The sequence below is a fragment of the Streptomyces sp. NPDC033966 genome, assembly GCF_055575955.1.
Genome location: NZ_JBVIRQ010000001.1, coordinates 628,227 through 644,554, shown reverse-complemented (window position 1 = coordinate 644,554; position 16,328 = coordinate 628,227). Strand labels below are relative to the sequence as shown.

General features: G+C 73.9%; 18 protein-coding genes. 13 read left to right on the top strand and 5 right to left on the bottom strand.

The window, feature by feature from the left end:
- The first annotated feature begins 8 nt into the window (after positions 1 to 8).
- The 7 genes from mshB (at position 9) to ACZ518_RS02950 (ending at position 7,186) form a co-directional block, all read left to right on the top strand.
- Entirely contained in the window at positions 9 to 908 is a 900-nt protein-coding gene (gene mshB / locus ACZ518_RS02980) for an N-acetyl-1-D-myo-inositol-2-amino-2-deoxy-alpha-D-glucopyranoside deacetylase (protein WP_469111252.1), read from the top strand.
- A complete protein-coding gene (locus ACZ518_RS02975; RefSeq protein ID WP_469111251.1) occupies positions 905 to 1,288 on the top strand; it encodes a DUF6113 family protein in 384 nt (127 codons plus the stop codon). Before mshB ends, ACZ518_RS02975 begins: the two co-directional genes overlap by 4 nt.
- Positions 1,289 to 1,493: 205 nt before the next feature.
- On the top strand, positions 1,494 to 3,497 hold the full coding sequence (locus tag ACZ518_RS02970) for a hypothetical protein (protein WP_469111250.1): 2,004 nt from the start codon (positions 1,494 to 1,496) through the stop codon (positions 3,495 to 3,497).
- A 177-nt stretch (positions 3,498 to 3,674) separates the two neighbouring features.
- Entirely contained in the window at positions 3,675 to 4,634 is a 960-nt protein-coding gene (locus ACZ518_RS02965) for an ABC transporter ATP-binding protein (protein WP_469111249.1), read from the top strand.
- A complete protein-coding gene (locus ACZ518_RS02960; protein ID WP_469111248.1) occupies positions 4,631 to 5,395 on the top strand; it encodes an ABC transporter permease in 765 nt (254 codons plus the stop codon). Before ACZ518_RS02965 ends, ACZ518_RS02960 begins: the two co-directional genes overlap by 4 nt.
- Positions 5,396 to 5,399: 4 nt before the next feature.
- Positions 5,400 to 6,563: a sensor histidine kinase gene (locus ACZ518_RS02955; protein ID WP_469111247.1), complete on the top strand. Its 1,164-nt coding sequence runs from the start codon at positions 5,400 to 5,402 to the stop codon at positions 6,561 to 6,563.
- Complete coding sequence (locus ACZ518_RS02950) at positions 6,560 to 7,186, top strand: response regulator (RefSeq protein WP_469111246.1); 627 nt, start codon at positions 6,560 to 6,562, stop codon at positions 7,184 to 7,186. Before ACZ518_RS02955 ends, ACZ518_RS02950 begins: the two co-directional genes overlap by 4 nt.
- A 69-nt stretch (positions 7,187 to 7,255) precedes the next feature.
- On the opposite strand, the gene ACZ518_RS02945 is transcribed toward ACZ518_RS02950, so the two are convergent.
- Entirely contained in the window at positions 7,256 to 8,041 is a 786-nt protein-coding gene (locus ACZ518_RS02945; RefSeq protein WP_469111245.1) for a transglutaminase-like domain-containing protein, read from the bottom strand.
- Positions 8,038 to 9,021 carry a GNAT family N-acetyltransferase gene (locus tag ACZ518_RS02940; protein WP_469111244.1) on the bottom strand — a complete coding sequence of 328 codons (984 nt, stop codon included), beginning with the start codon at positions 9,019 to 9,021 and terminating at the stop codon, positions 8,038 to 8,040. Before ACZ518_RS02940 ends, ACZ518_RS02945 begins: the two co-directional genes overlap by 4 nt.
- A 116-nt stretch (positions 9,022 to 9,137) precedes the next feature.
- On the opposite strand from ACZ518_RS02940, the gene fdxA reads away from it, so the two are divergent.
- Entirely contained in the window at positions 9,138 to 9,470 is a 333-nt protein-coding gene (gene fdxA / locus ACZ518_RS02935; protein ID WP_007266339.1) for a ferredoxin, read from the top strand.
- Positions 9,471 to 9,580: 110 nt separating this feature from the next.
- Positions 9,581 to 10,675: a bifunctional succinyldiaminopimelate transaminase/glutamate-prephenate aminotransferase gene (locus ACZ518_RS02930; protein ID WP_469111243.1), complete on the top strand. Its 1,095-nt coding sequence runs from the start codon at positions 9,581 to 9,583 to the stop codon at positions 10,673 to 10,675.
- 84 nt (positions 10,676 to 10,759) lie between these two features.
- Here ACZ518_RS02930 and ACZ518_RS02925 read toward each other — a convergent pair whose 3' ends face one another.
- Positions 10,760 to 11,101 carry an ATP-binding protein gene (locus ACZ518_RS02925; RefSeq protein ID WP_469111242.1) on the bottom strand — a complete coding sequence of 114 codons (342 nt, stop codon included), beginning with the start codon at positions 11,099 to 11,101 and terminating at the stop codon, positions 10,760 to 10,762.
- A 327-nt stretch (positions 11,102 to 11,428) separates the two neighbouring features.
- Positions 11,429 to 12,424, bottom strand: a complete 996-nt coding sequence (locus tag ACZ518_RS02920) for a hypothetical protein (RefSeq protein ID WP_469111241.1) — start codon at positions 12,422 to 12,424, stop codon at positions 11,429 to 11,431.
- Between the two features lie 87 nt (positions 12,425 to 12,511).
- On the opposite strand from ACZ518_RS02920, the gene dapE reads away from it, so the two are divergent.
- A complete protein-coding gene (dapE, locus tag ACZ518_RS02915) occupies positions 12,512 to 13,591 on the top strand; it encodes a succinyl-diaminopimelate desuccinylase (RefSeq protein ID WP_469111240.1) in 1,080 nt (359 codons plus the stop codon).
- Between the two features lie 64 nt (positions 13,592 to 13,655).
- Positions 13,656 to 14,420 carry an LOG family protein gene (locus tag ACZ518_RS02910; RefSeq protein WP_469111239.1) on the top strand — a complete coding sequence of 255 codons (765 nt, stop codon included), beginning with the start codon at positions 13,656 to 13,658 and terminating at the stop codon, positions 14,418 to 14,420.
- Positions 14,421 to 14,473: 53 nt separating this feature from the next.
- Here the strand turns inward: ACZ518_RS02910 and folP are convergent, their stop codons facing one another.
- Positions 14,474 to 15,334 (bottom strand): dihydropteroate synthase, encoded by an 861-nt coding sequence (gene folP, locus ACZ518_RS02905; RefSeq protein ID WP_469111238.1) that lies wholly within the window; start codon positions 15,332 to 15,334, stop codon positions 14,474 to 14,476.
- 83 nt (positions 15,335 to 15,417) lie between these two features.
- On the opposite strand from folP, the gene ACZ518_RS02900 reads away from it, so the two are divergent.
- Together ACZ518_RS02900 and ACZ518_RS02895 are read left to right on the top strand one after the other, a co-directional pair.
- A complete protein-coding gene (locus ACZ518_RS02900) occupies positions 15,418 to 15,747 on the top strand; it encodes a DivIVA domain-containing protein (protein WP_469111237.1) in 330 nt (109 codons plus the stop codon).
- On the top strand, positions 15,744 to 16,325 hold the full coding sequence (locus ACZ518_RS02895) for a DNA-3-methyladenine glycosylase I (RefSeq protein ID WP_469111236.1): 582 nt from the start codon (positions 15,744 to 15,746) through the stop codon (positions 16,323 to 16,325). Before ACZ518_RS02900 ends, ACZ518_RS02895 begins: the two co-directional genes overlap by 4 nt.
- Positions 16,326 to 16,328 lie beyond the last annotated feature (3 nt).

Genomic DNA, 16,328 nt, shown 5'->3' with positions numbered 1-16,328 from the left:
GTGGACCCATGAACGGTCTTCCCGCCCGTCGTCTGCTCCTCGTGCACGCGCACCCGGACGACGAGTCGATCAACAACGGCGTCACCATGGCCAAGTACGCGGCCGAGGGTGCCCACGTCGCGCTGGTGACCTGCACCCTCGGCGAGGAGGGCGAGGTCATCCCCGCCGAGCTGGCCCACCTGGCGCCGGACCGCGACGACGCCCTCGGCCCCTTCCGGGTCGGCGAGCTCGCCGCCGCCATGAAGGAACTCGGGGTCGCCGACCACCGCTTCCTCGGCGGCGCCGGCCGCTTCCGGGACTCCGGGATGATGGGCGCCCCGCAGAACGCCCGCCCCGGCTCCTTCTGGTCGGCCGACCTGGACGAGGCCGCCGGGTACCTCGTGGAGGTGATCCGGGAGCTGCGCCCGCAGGTGCTGGTCACCTACGACCCCGACGGCGGCTACGGCCACCCCGACCACATCCAGGCCCACCGGGTCGCCACGCGAGCCGCGGAACTGGCCGCCGACGCCGCGTTCCGCCCCGGGCTCGGCGCCCCGCACGCCATCGCGAAGCTCTACTGGAACCGCGTGCCGGCCTCGGTCGTCGAGGAGGGCTTCGAGCGGCTGCGGGCGGCGGGCGCCGGCTTCCCGGGCATCGCGACCCCGGACGACGTGCCGGGCGTGGTCCCCGACGAGCGGATCACCGCCGAGATCGGCGACGAGGGCGGCGCGACCGTCCTGGCGGCGGCGAAGGCGGCCGCCATGCGGGCGCACGTCACCCAGATCGCCGTGGACGGCCCCTTCTTCGCCCTCTCCAACGACCTGGGCCAGCCCCTGTTCGCGCGGGAGTACTACGAGTTGGCCGCGGGCCGCTCCGGCGCCCCGGCCGGCGAGCGCGAGCGGGACCTCTTCGCGGGGGTGGAGGCGTGACCACCGCGCTGACCCCCGGGCGGATCGCCGCCCTGCTCGGCCTGCTCGTCCTCGGCACGCTGACCGGCGCGGCCGGCTGGCTCGTGGTCGACCTGTGGTTCCCGGCCGGGCTGCTGCTCGCCCTGCTGGCCCTCCTCGGGCTGTTCCTCGCGGGCCGTCTGACGGTCGGCGGGGGCCTCGGCGTGGGCGCCCCGGCGGCCGGCTGGTTCCTGTCCTACGTCCTCCTCGGCATCCCCCGCCCCGAAGGAGACTTCGTGCTCGGTTCCTCCGGAATCGGCATGTACGCATACCTTTTGGGGGGAAGTGCGGCCGCTGTGATCTGTGCCACGATGCGCGGGCCCGCGCAAGGGGCCGTTTCGGCCTCGGACTCCCGCGGATGACAGGCCGCTGAACTCCCGCATCCGCCGATCGGGGACGGGTTGCGGGGGTTTGACGGGCCCTCGCCCGGGGGCGCGCGGAAGCAGAAGAGGAACCTGGGATTCCTGGCCGACAGTTGCGCCCGGGCGGCGGCCAGTATGGTGGACGGGCCGCCGAGCTGCCCGCGCACGGAATGACGGGCGGCGGAGCCAACCGGGAGAACCTGCCTTGAGTCGTGAAACCGACAGTTCGTCCCCCGGGCCCCAAGGGCACGGTGGAGCCGCCTACCCCTCGGGTACGCCGCCGTATGGAACCGGCCAGTATCCGTCCGTGCCACCCGGTCCCGGCGCCGCGACCGTCCCGGAGGAGAACCCTGTGACCTCGAACCCGTCCACGCCCGACACCGACGGGCCGAAGACCGAGACCCACCTGACGACCCGGATCCGGATCAACATCCCCGGATCCCGGCCGATCCCGCCCGTGGTCGTCCGCAAGCCCGTCAAGGACGGCGGCCAGGACGCGTCCCCGGCCGCCGCCGGTCCGGACGCGGCCCCGCGCACGCCCGAGCGGCGCCCCGCCCCGGCACGGTCCGCGGCCCCCGCGCTCCCCGCGGCCCCGGCACCCGCGCCGGCCGCACCCGCGCCCCAGCCGGCCCCCGCGCCCGCCGAGGAGCCGACCAGCAACTGGTTCGCCCCGCGCAAGGCGGCGGCGCCCCCGCCGACCGCGACGCCCCCGGCCGGCGTGCCCGTGACCCCCGGCGCGCCCGGCGGCTCCGGCGCCCCCGGCGGTCCCGGCGCGAGCTACGGCTCCGGCGTGCCCGGCTCCGGCGTGCCCGGCTCCGGCGTGCCCGGCTCCGGCGTGCCCGGCACCGGCGTGCCCGGCACCGGCGCCGGCTTCGCGCCCCCGGCCGAGCCCGGGTACCCGCGGCCCCCGGCCGCGCACGGCAGCGGAGCCGGCTTCGCGCCGGCCCCCGCCGTCGGCGGACCCGGAGTCGGCGCGCCCCAGGGGTACACCGGGTACGACAACGGGCCCGTCACCGAGCCCTTCCCCGCCTTCCCGGAGCCCTCCGGGCCGACGGGCGGACCCGCGCTGGGCACCGTACCCGTCGGCGCCGAGGCGCCCCCGAGCTGGCCCGGCCCCGAGGCCTTCGACACCCCGGCCCCCGCGCCCGTGCCCGCCCCCGGTCCGGCCGCCCCGCCGCCGGGCCCGAAGCCGCCGCGCCAGATGACGCCGCCGCCCGCCCCCGCGGGCAAGTCCGCCAAGTCCGCCCCGGCCGGCAAGCCCGCCAAGAAGAAGGGCCGCTCCAAGCTGGTCCTCCTCGCCGGCGGCATCGTCGTCCTCGCCGGCGTGGCCTACGGCGCCGGACTGCTGATGAACCACTCCGACGTCCCCAAGGGCACCACCGTCCTCGGCGTCGACATCAGCGGCAGCCGCGACGACGCCGTGGCCAAGCTCCAGACGGCCTTCGGCAAGCGCGCCGCCGCCCCGCTCCAGCTCAGCGTCGGCGGCAAGCAGGTCGAGCTGAAGCCCGAGAAGGCCGGCCTGACCCTCGACAGCCAGACCACCGTCCGCAACGCCACGGGCAGCGACTACAACCCCGTCACCGTCATCGGCTCCCTCTTCGGGGTCGAGCGCACGGCCACCGCCGTCATGCCGGTCGACGAGGAGAAGCTGCGGGTCTCCCTCCAGGAGCTGGCCGGCGCCGCCGGCTCGGCCTCCGAGAGCACCATCAAGTTCGACACCGGCAAGGCCGTGGCCGTGCCCGGCAAGGCCGGCGAGGGCCTCGACGTCGACGGCTCCGTCGACAAGGTCACCGAGGCCTTCCGCGCGCTCGTCGCCAACGGCAAGGCCCCGACCGTCGAACTCCCCGTCGCCAAGAAGGAGCCCACGGTCAACCAGGCCGAACTGGACCGCGCCATGAAGGAGTTCGCGGAGCCCGCGATGTCCGGCGTGGCGACGGTCAAGGCGGGCACCAAGTCCATCCCCTTCGGCCCCAAGTCCCTGCCGAAGATCCTCAGCATGACGGCCGTGGACGGACGCCTCGTCGAGAAGTACGACCTGGAGGCCCTGAAGGCCACCTACGGGAACGCCTTCGACGGCGTCCTGATCACCCGGGGCACCGGCGCCAAGACCCCCGTCACCCCACAGGACGTCGCGGGCGCCCTCGGCAAGGCCCTCATCGGCAAGACCCCCGCCGAACGGACCGTCACGATCGACACCAACGCGAACTGACCGGCCCGCCCGCACCACCCGCGCGAAGCCCCTCCCCGAGCCCCGGGAAGGGGCTTCGCCGCATCCCCGGCACCCCCTCCGAACAGGCCCGTCACGTCCACCGCATGACATCCGTCATGCGGGAGTCACGACCCGCGACACTGCCGCGCCCACCCCCGCACGGGCGAACCTTGAGCCATGACGACGACGACCGCGGCACACCCCGCCGCCCCGGGCCCCGCAGGCGGATCCGGCGACACCGCAACCGTGGTGTCCTTCCAGGACGTGACCAAGAGCTACGGCAAGGTCCGGGCCGTCGACGGGCTCTCCCTCGAACTCCACCCGGGCGAGACCGTCGCGCTCCTCGGCCCCAACGGCGCCGGCAAGTCCTCCACCCTCGACCTCCTCCTCGGCCTGCGCCCCGCCGACTCCGGCACCGTCAGCCTCTTCGGCACCACCCCCCGCGAGGCCATCGCCTCCGGCCGGGTCGGCGCCATGCTCCAGAGCGGCGGCCTGATGGAGGACGTGACCGTACGCGAGCTCGTCACCCTCGGCTGCGCCCTGCACCCGCGCCCGTACCCGGTCGACGAGGTGCTCAGCCGGGCCGGCGTCGAGGAGATCGCCGGCCGGCTCGTCAACAAGCTCTCCGGCGGCCAGGAGCAGCGGGTGCGCTTCGCGCTCGCCACCGCCGGCCACAACGACCTGATCGTCCTCGACGAGCCGACCACCGGCATGGACGTCACCTCCCGCCAGGCCTTCTGGGCCACCATGCGGGAGCAGGCCGCGCAGGGCCGCACGGTCCTGTTCGCCACCCACTACCTGGAGGAGGCGGACGCGATCGCCGACCGCGTCCTCGTCCTCAACAAGGGCCGGCTGCTCGCCGACGGCACCGCCGCCGAGATCAAGGCCAAGGCCGGCGCCCGCAAGGTCGCCTTCGACCTCGACGGGCCGGTCGACGAGCAGGCGCTGCGCGCCCTGCCCGGCCTGACCGCCTTCGACCTCACCGGCCGCTCCGTACGGCTCCAGTCGCGCGACGCCGACGCCACCGTGCGGGCCGTGTACGAGCTCGGGCTCTACCCCCGCAACCTGGAGGTCGCCGGCCTCGGCCTGGAGCAGGCCTTCATCGCCCTCACCGAGGCCGAGGAGGCCACCCGATGACGAACACGGTCCACACCGGTACCCTGCGGCTGGTCAAGCTGGAGATCTCCCGCGCCCTGCGCAACAAGAAGTACCTGTTCTTCACCGTCATGTACCCGGCCGCGCTCTTCCTGATGCTCGGCGGCACCCTGGACGGCACGACGAAGGTCATGGGCACCGAACTGACCATGCCCGCCTTCTACATGGTCGCCATGGCCTCCTTCGGCGCCCTGACCGCCGTGCTGATGGGCAACAGCGAGCGCATCGCCAAGGAGCGCGAGAAGGGCTGGGTGCGCCAGCTGCGGCTGACCGCCCTGCCCGGCCACGGCTACGTCCTCGCCAAGACCGCCAGCGCGGGCGTCCTGTCCCTGCCCTCCATCCTGGTCGTCTTCGCGGTCGCCGCGGGGGCCAAGGACGTACGCTTCGACGCCTGGCAGTGGTTCGCCCTCACCGGCGCGATCTGGGCCGGCAGCCTCGTCTTCGCCGCGCTCGGCGTGGCCATCGGCTACCTCGCCAGCGGGGACAACGTCCGCCCCATCACCATGCTGTTCTACTTCGGCCTCTCCATCCTCGGCGGGCTGTGGATGCCCACCGCGAACTTCCCCCAGTGGCTGCGGAACATCTGCGAGTGGCTGCCGACCCACGCGTACGCCGGCCTCGGCCAGGCCATCGAGCTCGGGGGCGCCCCGCACGCCAAGGACGTGGCGATCCTCGCCGTGTACTTCGTACTGTTCACCGGTGCGGCCGCCTGGCTGTACCGCAAGGACTCACTGAAAGCCTGAGACAGTGGCGCTGACGCAGGAAACCGACGGTCTGCACCGCATCGGCCAGGCACCGGAGACCACCACCCACAAGGTGGTGAAGAGCCTGTGGATCGGCATCTGGCTGTTCTACCTCAGCGCCCCCGTCACCGACCTGGTCAGCGGCGGACACAGCACCGGGGCCCGGCTGCTCGGCGGGCTGGGCCTGCTGGCCTTCACCTGCTGGTACCTGGTGCTGGTCTTCCGCACCGTCAGGATGATGCCGGTGCCCAGGGTGCTGGTCTCCCTGGCCGTGCTCGCCACGCAGGCCACCGTGCTGTCGCTGACCCTGGGCCGCGAGTGGCTGGTGCTCTTCGTGTACGTGTCCATCTCCTCCGGCGCCGCGCTGCCGGGGGAGGTGTCCCGCTGGACCGTCCCGGGCGCGACCGCGCTGCTGACGGCGGTGGCTTTCGCGGTCCCGGGCGGCACCCAGTACCTGGCCGGGCTGGTGGTCCCGGCGCTGATGGGCGGCTTCGCGATGGTCGGGGTCCGGGCGATGATCCGGACCACCATAGAGCTGCGCCAGGCCCGGGCCACGGTGGCCGAGCTCGCGGCCAACGAGGAGCGCCTGCGGATGGCCCGGGACCTGCACGACCTGCTGGGCCACTCGCTGTCGCTGATCACCCTCAAGAGCGAGCTCGCGGGCCGGATGCTGCCCGAGCACCCCGAGCGGGCCGCCCGGCAGGTGGCGGACATCGAGCGGGTCAGCCGGCAGGCGCTGGTCGACGTACGGGAGGCCGTGAGCGGCTACCGGCGGCCGACGCTGCCCGGCGAACTCGCGGGCGCGCGCACGGCGCTGGCGGCGGCGGGCGTGGCGGCGGACCTGCCGGCCGACCTCGAGGACGCCGAGCTCCCGGAGGAGACGGAGTCCGCGCTGGCGTGGTCGCTGCGCGAGGCGGTGACGAACGTGGTCCGGCACAGCGGGGCCCGGCGCTGCACGGTCACCCTCGCCGCCCGCCAGACCCTCGCGGGCCCGGTCGTCGAACTGACGGTGACCGACGACGGCACGGGCGGCCCGGCCGTCCCCGGCAACGGCCTGACCGGCCTGACGGAACGGCTGGAAGCGGTCGGCGGCACCCTGTCGGCCGGCCCGGCGGGCAAGACCGGCTTCCGCCTGCTGGCGCGGGTCCCCCTAGGATCCGGGTCATGAGCGAAGCCAGCGCCGCCCCCATCCGGATCCTCCTGGCCGAGGACCAGTCGATGGTCCGGGAGGCCCTCGCGGCCCTCCTCGGGCTGGAACCGGACATCGAGGTCCTGGCCCAGGTCGCCCGCGGCGACGAGGTCCTGCCGGCCGCCCGGTCCCACGACGTGAACGTCGCACTGCTGGACATCGAGATGCCGGGCCTGACGGGCATCGAGGCGGCCGCGCAGCTGAGGGCGGCCCTGCCCGCCCTCAAGATCGTCGTCCTGACCACCTTCGGCCGCCCCGGCTACCTCCGCGGGGCCATGGAGGCGGGCGCCTCGGCCTTCCTCGTCAAGGACGCCCCGGCCGCCCAGCTCGCCGACGCGGTGCGCAAGGTCCTGGCGGGGGAGCGCGTCATCGACCCCACGCTCGCGGCCGCGGCCCTGGCGGAGGGCGCGAACCCCCTGACGGACCGCGAGCGGGAGATCCTGCGGGCGGCGGAGTTCGGCGCGACCAACGCCGAACTGGCGGCCCGCCTCAGCCTCTCGCAGGGCACGGTCCGCAACTACCTCTCGACGGCCATCCAGAAACTCGCGGCCCGCAACCGCGCCGAAGCGGTCCGCGTGGCCCGCGAGAAGGGCTGGCTGTAGACCGGGGCGGTGTTGCCGCTGCGCGGGGCGGTCCGCTACCCGCCCCCGCACCCGAACCACCGGCCCCGCTCAGTTCAGCAGCGCCCGCGCGGCGGCGGCCTCGGCGCGGATCCGGGTCGCGGACTCGGGGTCGACCGCGTCCATCACCACCGCGTACGCGTCCATCTCCGCCGCACCCTCCTGGAAGGAGCCGCGTTCCACCAGCAGCCGCGCCCGCTCGTAGCGCAGGGCCGCCGGATGGGAGGGCAGGAGCAGGGACAGGTCGAGGGCCCACAGGGCGACCGCCGAGTGCTCCGGGCGGGAGGAGGCCCAGGCGCGGATGTTGTTCAGGATCCGCAGCACGATGTCCAGGGTGCGGGCCGGGGTCTTGGGGGCGGCCGCCAGTTCCGCCGGGCCCGCGCCCAGCGACGCGCCGCCGGCGAAGGGGTCCACCACCACCGAGTCCTCCGGGTCCCCGAAGCCCACCACGAAGTGCCCCGGCAGCCCCAGCCCGTACACCGGCGCACCGGCCCGCCGGGCCACCTCCAGCCACACCACCGAGAGGAGGATCGGCAGGCCCCGCCGGCGCAGCAGCACCTCGTGCAGGAGGGAGGACGACAGCAGGTCGTAGTCCTTCGGGGTGCCGTGGAAGCCCAGCCGGCCGCCCAGCAGCTCCGTCACCGCCGCCGCCCACGACCGCGCGTCCCGCAGCCCGTACGGCAGCATCCCCGCGAGCCGGTCCAGCTCGATCTCGGCCCGGTCCATGGCCCGTTCGTCCAGCTCCGGATCCGCCTCCGCGGCCAGCAGCAGGCACAGCCGGGCCAGGTCGGGCCGCTCCGCGCGGGCCTCCGCCGCGAACAGCTCGCGGGTGTTCACCGCGCCGCCCGGAAGTGGTGGTAGGCGTGGTGCGTGGCGAAGCCCATCCCGTCGTACAGGCCCCGCGCCGCCGGATTGTCCGTCTCCACCTGGAGCCACGCCGCCGACGCGCCCTCCTCCAGCGCCCGCCGGGCCAGCGCCGTCATCACCGCCGTCGCGAGCCCCCGCCGCCGGTCCTCCGGGGCGACGGTCACGGCCGCGAAGCCGGCCCAGCGGCCGTCCACCACGCAGCGCCCGATCGCCCGGCCGTCGTCCAGGGAGGCGAACCACACCGACGGGCCCTCCACCAGCATCCGCCGGGCGAGCTCCGGGTCCCGGACCCTGCCGTAGCGGGCGAGCCACCGCTCGTCCGGCTCGCGGGTCAGGCGTACCGCCGCCACGTCCGCGTCCAGGTCGCCCACCGGGGCCAGCGCCCCGACGCGCACCTCCGCCGAGACCTCGTTCACCCAGCCGCGCCGCTCCAGCTCGGCGCAGAGCAGCTCCTGCGTGCCCGCGGCGCCCGTCGCGGCCTGCACGTACGCCGGAAGGTCGCGCTCCGCGTACCAGGAGGTCACCCGCGCGAGTGCTTCGTCCAGGGGTATGCCCGGGTCGCCGAGCGGGAGCACGGAGTTGGCGCGCCGCGTGAACCCGGCGGCGGCCCGCAGCGTCCACTCGCCGAGCGGCTCGCTCTCCAGCGGCAGCCAGGCCCGCGCCGTGACCCGCGCCAGCTCCTCGAAGGAGGCCGCGGGACCCCTGCGCCGGGCCGGCGCGGGCGGCACGATCTTGCCCGCCACCAGCGAGGATTCCGGGATGTGGACGGACACGCCGTCCTTGCGTGTGATCGTCAGCACACCCCCCGTCCAGGATGTGAGCACACCGACCACGTCCGCGAACACCGGGGCACCGCTCCTGCCGCCCTCCACCCGTCGTACAGAGACCCGTTTACCCACGTCAACCGGGGTAATACGAATCTCCAGCAGCCCACCGGCAGTGATTTCCACAGCTCTGTCCGCCCCTCCTGTTCGGATCGTGCCCGGGAACGGAGATACTAGATGCGGGCATCGACGACGCCGCGCTCCCGCGCGAATGGACAGCCCTACCGAGGAGGAACGAGAGCGTGACCTACGTCATCGCGGAGCCTTGTGTCGACGTCAAGGACAAGGCCTGCATCGAAGAGTGCCCCGTCGACTGCATCTACGAGGGCCAGCGGTCCTTGTACATCCACCCGGACGAGTGCGTCGACTGCGGCGCCTGTGAGCCGGTCTGCCCCGTCGAGGCCATCTTCTACGAGGACGACACCCCGGAGGAGTGGAAGGACTACTACAAGGCGAACGTCGAGTTCTTCGACGAGCTCGGTTCGCCCGGTGGTGCCTCCAAGCTCGGCCTGATCGAGCGCGACCACCCCTTCGTCGCGGCGCTGCCCGCCGACATCAACGCCGGCGAGCACTGACCGTTCACGGCAGACGCGCCTCTCGGTCCCGTACGGCACTCCTGCCGGGCGGGACCGAGCCGTTTCCCCGTACGACACAGCCCCGCACCTCACAGAGAGCAGAGAGCACCGTGGCCGCAGTTTCCGACCGTCTTCCCGCCTTTCCCTGGGACAAGCTGGAGCCGTACAAGGCCACGGCGGCGGCCCACGCTGACGGCATCGTCGACCTGTCCGTCGGCACCCCCGTGGACCCGGTGCCCGAACTGATCCAGCGCGCCCTCGTCGCCGCCGCGGACTCCCCGGGCTACCCCACCGTGTGGGGGACGCCCGCCCTGCGCGACGCCATCACCGGCTGGCTGCGGGGCCGCCTCGGCGCGAGCGCCGCCGGACACCGCAACGTCCTGCCGGTGGTCGGCTCCAAGGAGCTGGTGGCCTGGCTGCCGACCCAGCTGGGCCTGGGCGCCGGCGACAAGGTCGCCTACCCCCGGCTCGCGTACCCGACGTACGAGGTCGGCGCGCGGCTGTGCGGCGCCGAGGCCGTCGTGTACGACGACCCGACGGAACTGGACCCGGCGGGCGTGAAGCTGCTGTGGCTCAACTCCCCGTCCAACCCCACCGGGAAGGTCATCCCGAAGGAAGACCTGATCCGGATCGTCGCCTGGGCGCGCGAGCACGGCATCCTGGTCTTCAGCGACGAGTGCTACCTGGAACTGGGCTGGGAGGCCGAGCCCGTCTCCGTCCTGCACGACGACGTGTGCGGCGGCTCGTACGAGGGCCTGGTGGCGGTCCACTCGCTCTCCAAGCGCTCCAACCTGGCCGGCTACCGGGCCGCGTTCATCGCCGGTGACGCGGCCGTCCTCGGCGAGCTGCTGGAGATCCGCAAGCACGGCGGCATGATGACCCCCGCCCCGGTCCAGGCGGCCACGGTGGCCGCCCTCGGCGACGACGCCCACGTCGAGGAGCAGCGCGGCCGCTACGCCGCCCGCCGCGAGGCGCTGCGCACGGCACTGGAGTCGCACGGCTTCCGCATCGAGCACAGCGAGGCCAGCCTCTACCTGTGGGCGACCCGCGACGAGCCCTGCTGGGACACCGTCGCGCACCTCGCCGAGCTCGGCATCCTGGTCGCGCCGGGCGACTTCTATGGTGAGGCCGGCGCGAACTTCGTCCGCGTGGCCTTCACGGCCACCGACGAGCGGGTCGCCGCCGCGGTCAAGCGCCTCGGCTGACCACCGCCGCCTGCGGGAAACGGACCGAGGGGGCCGGGAGCAGCAGCTCCCGGCCCCCTCGGGCGTTCGCGTGTCCGGCGGCGGTCAGCCGCCCAGCGGCAGGCCGCCCAGGGGCAGCTGGCCCACCGGCAGCTGGCCGGCGACCGGCAGGCCGCCCAGCGTCTGGCCGGCCGCGCCGGCGCTGCCGACGGCCTCGGTGGCGGGGGCGGCGACGGGGGCGGCGGCCGGGAGGGCCTCGGTGGCGGTGTGCGCGGCGTCGGTGGCGGCGCCGGTGTCGGGGGCGGTGAGCGTGTTCAGCTTCGGCAGGGACTCCAGGCCCACGGCGTCGGCCGCGCTGGCGGCGCCTGCCGCACCGACCACGGGAGCGGTACCGGCTGCGAGGAGAAGCGCGGCGCGGGCGATCCGACGGGTCAGGGGGAGGGTCATGATGCTCCTAAGCGGTAGCGGCTGAGTACGCCGTGTACAACCGCTCCCGGGGTGGGGGGAGTTGCGGACCCGCCGGGTAAAGGATCAGTAACGCATCGTTTAATCGGCTTCCGTGACAAGAGCACCGGACCCGCGCCGACCTGCGGTTCTGTCCGCCTTCCGGGTGTACGGGCCGAACGCGTGGACCCCCCTCACGGGTGACGGGGCGTACGCGTGACCGTGCCGCCGGGGCGTCGCGGCCGAGCCGCCCGCGCGCCGGGGGCGTACGCGGGCACCCCGGTGACCGGCACCGGCCCGCGGGCGGCGGCGCTCAGCGGGCGGCGGCGCTCAGCGGGCGGTGGCGCGGGCCATGAAGATCCGCACCTCGCCCGGAGCCGCGTCGTGCGGGTCCCCGGCACCGCCCTTGCGGCCGCCGCCCTTGCCCTGCCACGCGCCGCCGTCCCTCCCGGCCACCCACGAGGAACCGTCGTACGACACCCGTGCGATGCCCAGCTCCTTCGACCGGGCCACCGCCCAATGGGCCATCGCCCGCCCCCGCCGCGCCTCGGCCGGGCCGCCGCCCTCCTTGAGCCGCAGCCCGACCTCCGGCTCGGGCACCGACCCGCCCGCCGCCGACCGCCCGCCCGGAGCGCCCGCCCGGCCCGCGCCCAGCGCCTCCCGCGCCGGCGCTCCGAAGGCCCGCGCCAGCTCCGCCCGCACCTTCTCCGGGTCGCCCGCCGAGGGCGCCGGGCCGGAACAGGCCAGGGAGGCCGGCGTGCCGTTCTCGCCGAAGACGGCCGTCAGGACCGTCGCGTCCGGCTCGTGCTTCGCGTACGCCTGCGGGAAGCCGCTGAGCTGCACCTTCTGCGCGGCCACCGTCAGCGGCAGCCGGGTGTAGCCCTTGATCTCCGCGAGCCGGTCGTAGAAGATCCCCGCCGAGTACACCGGATCCATGATCTGCTCCGGGGTCCCCCAGCCCTGCGAGGGCCGCTGCTGGAACAGCCCCAGCGAATCGCGGTCCCCGTGGTCGAGGTTGCGCAGCGCCGACTCCTGCATCGCCGTCGCCAGCGCGATGGTCACCGCCCGGTCCGGCAGCCCCTTGGAGATCCCGACGGCGGCTATCGTCGCCGCGTTCGCCGCCTGCTCCGGCGTCATCTCGTACGTCTGGACGTTCCCCGCGCCCGCGGAACCCGCCCCGGTCGCCGAAGCCGTGCAGTAGGCGGCGCCGTTGTCGGACTCCCGCTGGACGACGAAGTACCCGATCACCCCGAGCAGGACGACCAGGCCGACGGCCTTGCGGAACGGCCGGCGGCGGCGGGGGCGGGAGCGATCGGTCTCGGACACGCGGCCCACCGTACTTGAGGCCGATAAACCGTCCACCGGCCGGACGCTCCCGCTTCCCGCCCATCCCGGGGCGTTAGGGTCAGTTCCATGTCCGAATCCGAGCTGGACCTCACCCTGGACGCTGCCGAGCTGACCGCCCGGCTCGTCGACATCCCTTCCGTGAGCGGCGACGAGAAGGTGCTCGCCGACCTGGTGGAAGACGCGCTGCGCGCCCTCCCGCACCTCACCGTCGACCGCCTCGGCAACAACGTCGTAGCCCGTACGCACCTCGGCCGCGCCGAGCGCGTCGTACTGGCGGGCCACCTCGACACCGTGCCGATCGCCGACAACGTCCCGTCCCGCCTGGACGAGAACGACGTCCTGTGGGGCTGCGGCACGACGGACATGAAGTCCGGGGTCGCCGTACAGCTGAGGATCGCGGCGACCGTCCCCGAACCCAACCGCGACCTCACCTTCGTCTTCTACGACCAGGAGGAGGTGGCCGCCGACCTCAACGGCCTCGGCAAGGTCGCCGACGCCCACCCCGACTGGCTGGCCGGTGACTTCGCCGTACTGCTGGAGCCCTCCAACGCCGAGGTCGAGGGCGGCTGCCAGGGCACCCTGCGCGTGCTGCTGCGCACCAAGGGCGAGCGCGCCCACTCCGCGCGCAGCTGGATGGGCGCCAACGCCATCCACGCCGCGAGCCCGATCCTGGCGAAGCTGGCCGCGTACGAGCCCCGCAAGCCGCTCATCGACGGCCTGGAGTACCACGAGGGCCTCAACGCGGTCCGCGTCGAGGGCGGCGTCGCCAACAACGTCATCCCGGACGCCTGCACGGTCACCGTGAACTTCCGTTACGCCCCCGACCGCAGCGAGGCCGACGCGCTGGCCCACGTCCGGGAGGTCTTCGCGGACTGCGACATCGCCGAGTTCGTGGTCGACGACTCCTCCGGCGGCGCCCTGCCCGGCCTGTCGCACCCGGCCGCGGCGGCCTTCATGGAGGCCGTCGGCGGCCGTCCGATGCCCAAGTTCGGCTGGACGGACGTCTCCCGCTTCAGCGCGCTCGGCGTTCCGGCGGTCAACTACGGGCCGGGTGACGCCCTGCTGGCCCACAAGGTCGACGAGCGTGTCGAGACGAAGGCCATCCTGCACTGCGAGGAACGACTCCGCGCCTGGCTGACCTCGTAAATTCCCCTTCCGGTCACCTTCGTGCGCCTAACCTGATCCAACGATCAGCAGGAGGGAGCACGTCATGGGCAACCACGGCAATGCCGAGGGGTCCCGCCGTCGGCCCGAGGAGCAGCAGCTCGGGCCGGTGCTGCGCAGGCGGGGCCAGGTGCAGGCGGGCAGTACGACGGACCAGCGGCTGCTGGACTCGGCCGGTCCCTCCGAGTGGGTGCACACCGATCCCTGGCGGGTCCTGCGCATCCAGTCGGAGTTCATCGAGGGCTTCGGCACCCTGGCGGAGCTGCCGCCCGCGATCAGCGTGTTCGGCTCGGCCCGCACGCCGGTGGACTCGCCGGAGTACGAGGCGGGCGTACGGCTCGGCAGCGCGCTCGTCGAAGCCGGCTTCGCGGTGATCACCGGCGGCGGCCCGGGTGCGATGGAGGCGGCCAACAAGGGCGCCCGCGAGGCGAACGGCATCTCCGTCGGCCTGGGCATCGAGCTCCCCTTCGAGCAGGGGCTCAACCAGCACGTCGATCTCGGGCTGAACTTCCGGTACTTCTTCGTCCGCAAGACGATGTTCGTGAAGTACAGCCAGGGCTTCGTGGTGCTGCCGGGCGGACTCGGCACCCTGGACGAGATGTTTGAGGCGCTGACCCTGGTCCAGACGCAGAAGATCACCAGGTTCCCCATCGTGCTCTTCGGCACGGAGTACTGGGGCGGCCTGATCGACTGGCTGCGGAACACGGTCATCGCCCAGGGCAAGGCCTCGGAGAAGGACCTCTACCTCTTCCACGTCACGGACGACGTGGACGAGGCGATCGCGCTGGTGACGAAGGAGGTCGGCAAGTAGCCGACCGGCAGCGGGGCGGGCCGCTCCGGCCCAGGGCGGCGCGGCCCGCGGCCTCAGGCCAGCCCGCGGCGGGCGACGGCCGGCGGGCGGTGCCCCTGGATCGAGCGGACCATGTCGAGGACCTGCTTCGTCTCCGCGACCTCGTGGACGCGGTAGACCTGCGCGCCGAGCCAGGCCGAGACGGCCGTGGTCGCCAGGGTGCCCAGCAGGCGCTCCTTGACCGGCTTGTCGAGGGTCTCGCCGACGAAGTCCTTGTTGGACAGGGAGACCAGCACCGGCCAACCGGTTTCGGTCATCTCCGCGAGCCGGCGGGTGGCTTCCAGCGAATGCCGGGTGTTCTTCCCGAAGTCGTGGCCCGGATCGATCATGATCGACTCCCGGGGCACCCCGAGGGCCTCGGCCCGCTCCGCGAGGCCGACCGTGACGCGCAGGATGTCCTCCATCACGTCCTCGTACGAGGTCCGGTGCGGCCGCGTGCGCGGCTCGACCCCGCCCGCGTGGGTGCAGACGATGCCCGCGCCGTAGCGCGCGGCGACCTCCGCCAGCTTCGGGTCCACCCCGCCCCACGCGTCGTTCAGCACGTCCGCCCCGGCCTCGCAGACCGCCTCGCCGACCTCGTGCCGCCAGGTGTCCACGCTGATCACCACGTCCGGGTGGCGGCGGCGCACCTCCGCCACGAAGCCGACCGTGCGCCGGGCCTCCTCCGCCGCGTCCACGTGCTCGCCGGGGCCCGCCTTGACCCCGCCGATGTCGATGATCGCCGCGCCCTCGGCCACGGCCTGCTCCACCCGGTCGAGGGCCGGCTCGTCGCGGAAGGTGGCGCCCTGGTCGTAGAAGGAGTCCGGGGTGCGGTTCACGATGGCCATGATCACCGGCTCGTGGGTGTCGAACTCGCGCCTGCCCAGTCGCAGCATCCTGCTCTTTCCTCCTTCGGCGACCCTCGCGCCTCGTCTGCGACCTTAACCTGAGGGGCAGGAGTCTCTCAGGGGAGTTGATCGTGTTCTGGTTCTTGCTGATCGCGCTGGTCGTGGTCGTGGCCGCGGTCACCCTCGCGGTGGTCGGCGGCGGTGCCGAGGCCGTGCTGCCCGAGGCCGAGCCCGACCGGGTGGCCGACGCGCTCCCGGAAAGCCGGCCGGTGGTACGGGCGGACATCGACGCGCTGCGGCTGCCGGTCGCGCCGCGCGGCTACCGGATGGCCGAGGTGGACGACGTACTGGACCGGCTCGCCGCCGAGCTGGCCGAGCGGGACGCGCGGATCGCGGAGCTGACGGCCGCGCGCGCCCATGCCCCGGCGGACCGGGTCGACCTCACGAAGGACGAACGGTGAGCGGCGCGGGACTGGTGGCGGGCCCGGACGGCGGGCTGCGCTGTCCGTGGGGGCTGTCCGCGGAGGACTACGTCGTCTACCACGACACCGAATGGGGCAAGCCCGTCCACGGGGACGACGCCCTGTACGAACGGCTGTGCCTGGAGGCCTTCCAGTCCGGGTTGTCCTGGATCACGATCCTCCGCCGCCGCGAGGGCTTCCGGAAGGCCTTCGCGGACTTCGAGATCGCGGCGGTCGCGGAGTTCGGGCCGGCCGACGCCGAGCGGCTGATGGGCGACGAGGGGATCATCCGCAACCGGGCCAAGATCGAGGCCACCCTCGCCAACGCGAAGGTGCTGGCCGGCTGGGGGGCGGGGGAGCTGGACGGACTGATCTGGTCCCACGCCCCGCAGAAGCGGGGCCGGGCCCCGAGGAGCACCGCCGACGTGCCGGCGGTGACCCCGGAGTCCACGGCCCTGGCCAAGGCCCTGAAGAAGGCGGGCATCCGCTTCGTCGGGCCGACCACGGCCTACGCCCTGATGCAGGCGTGCGGCCTGGTCAACGACCACCTCGCGGGCTGCGTCTCCCGCGAGGGGTGAGGC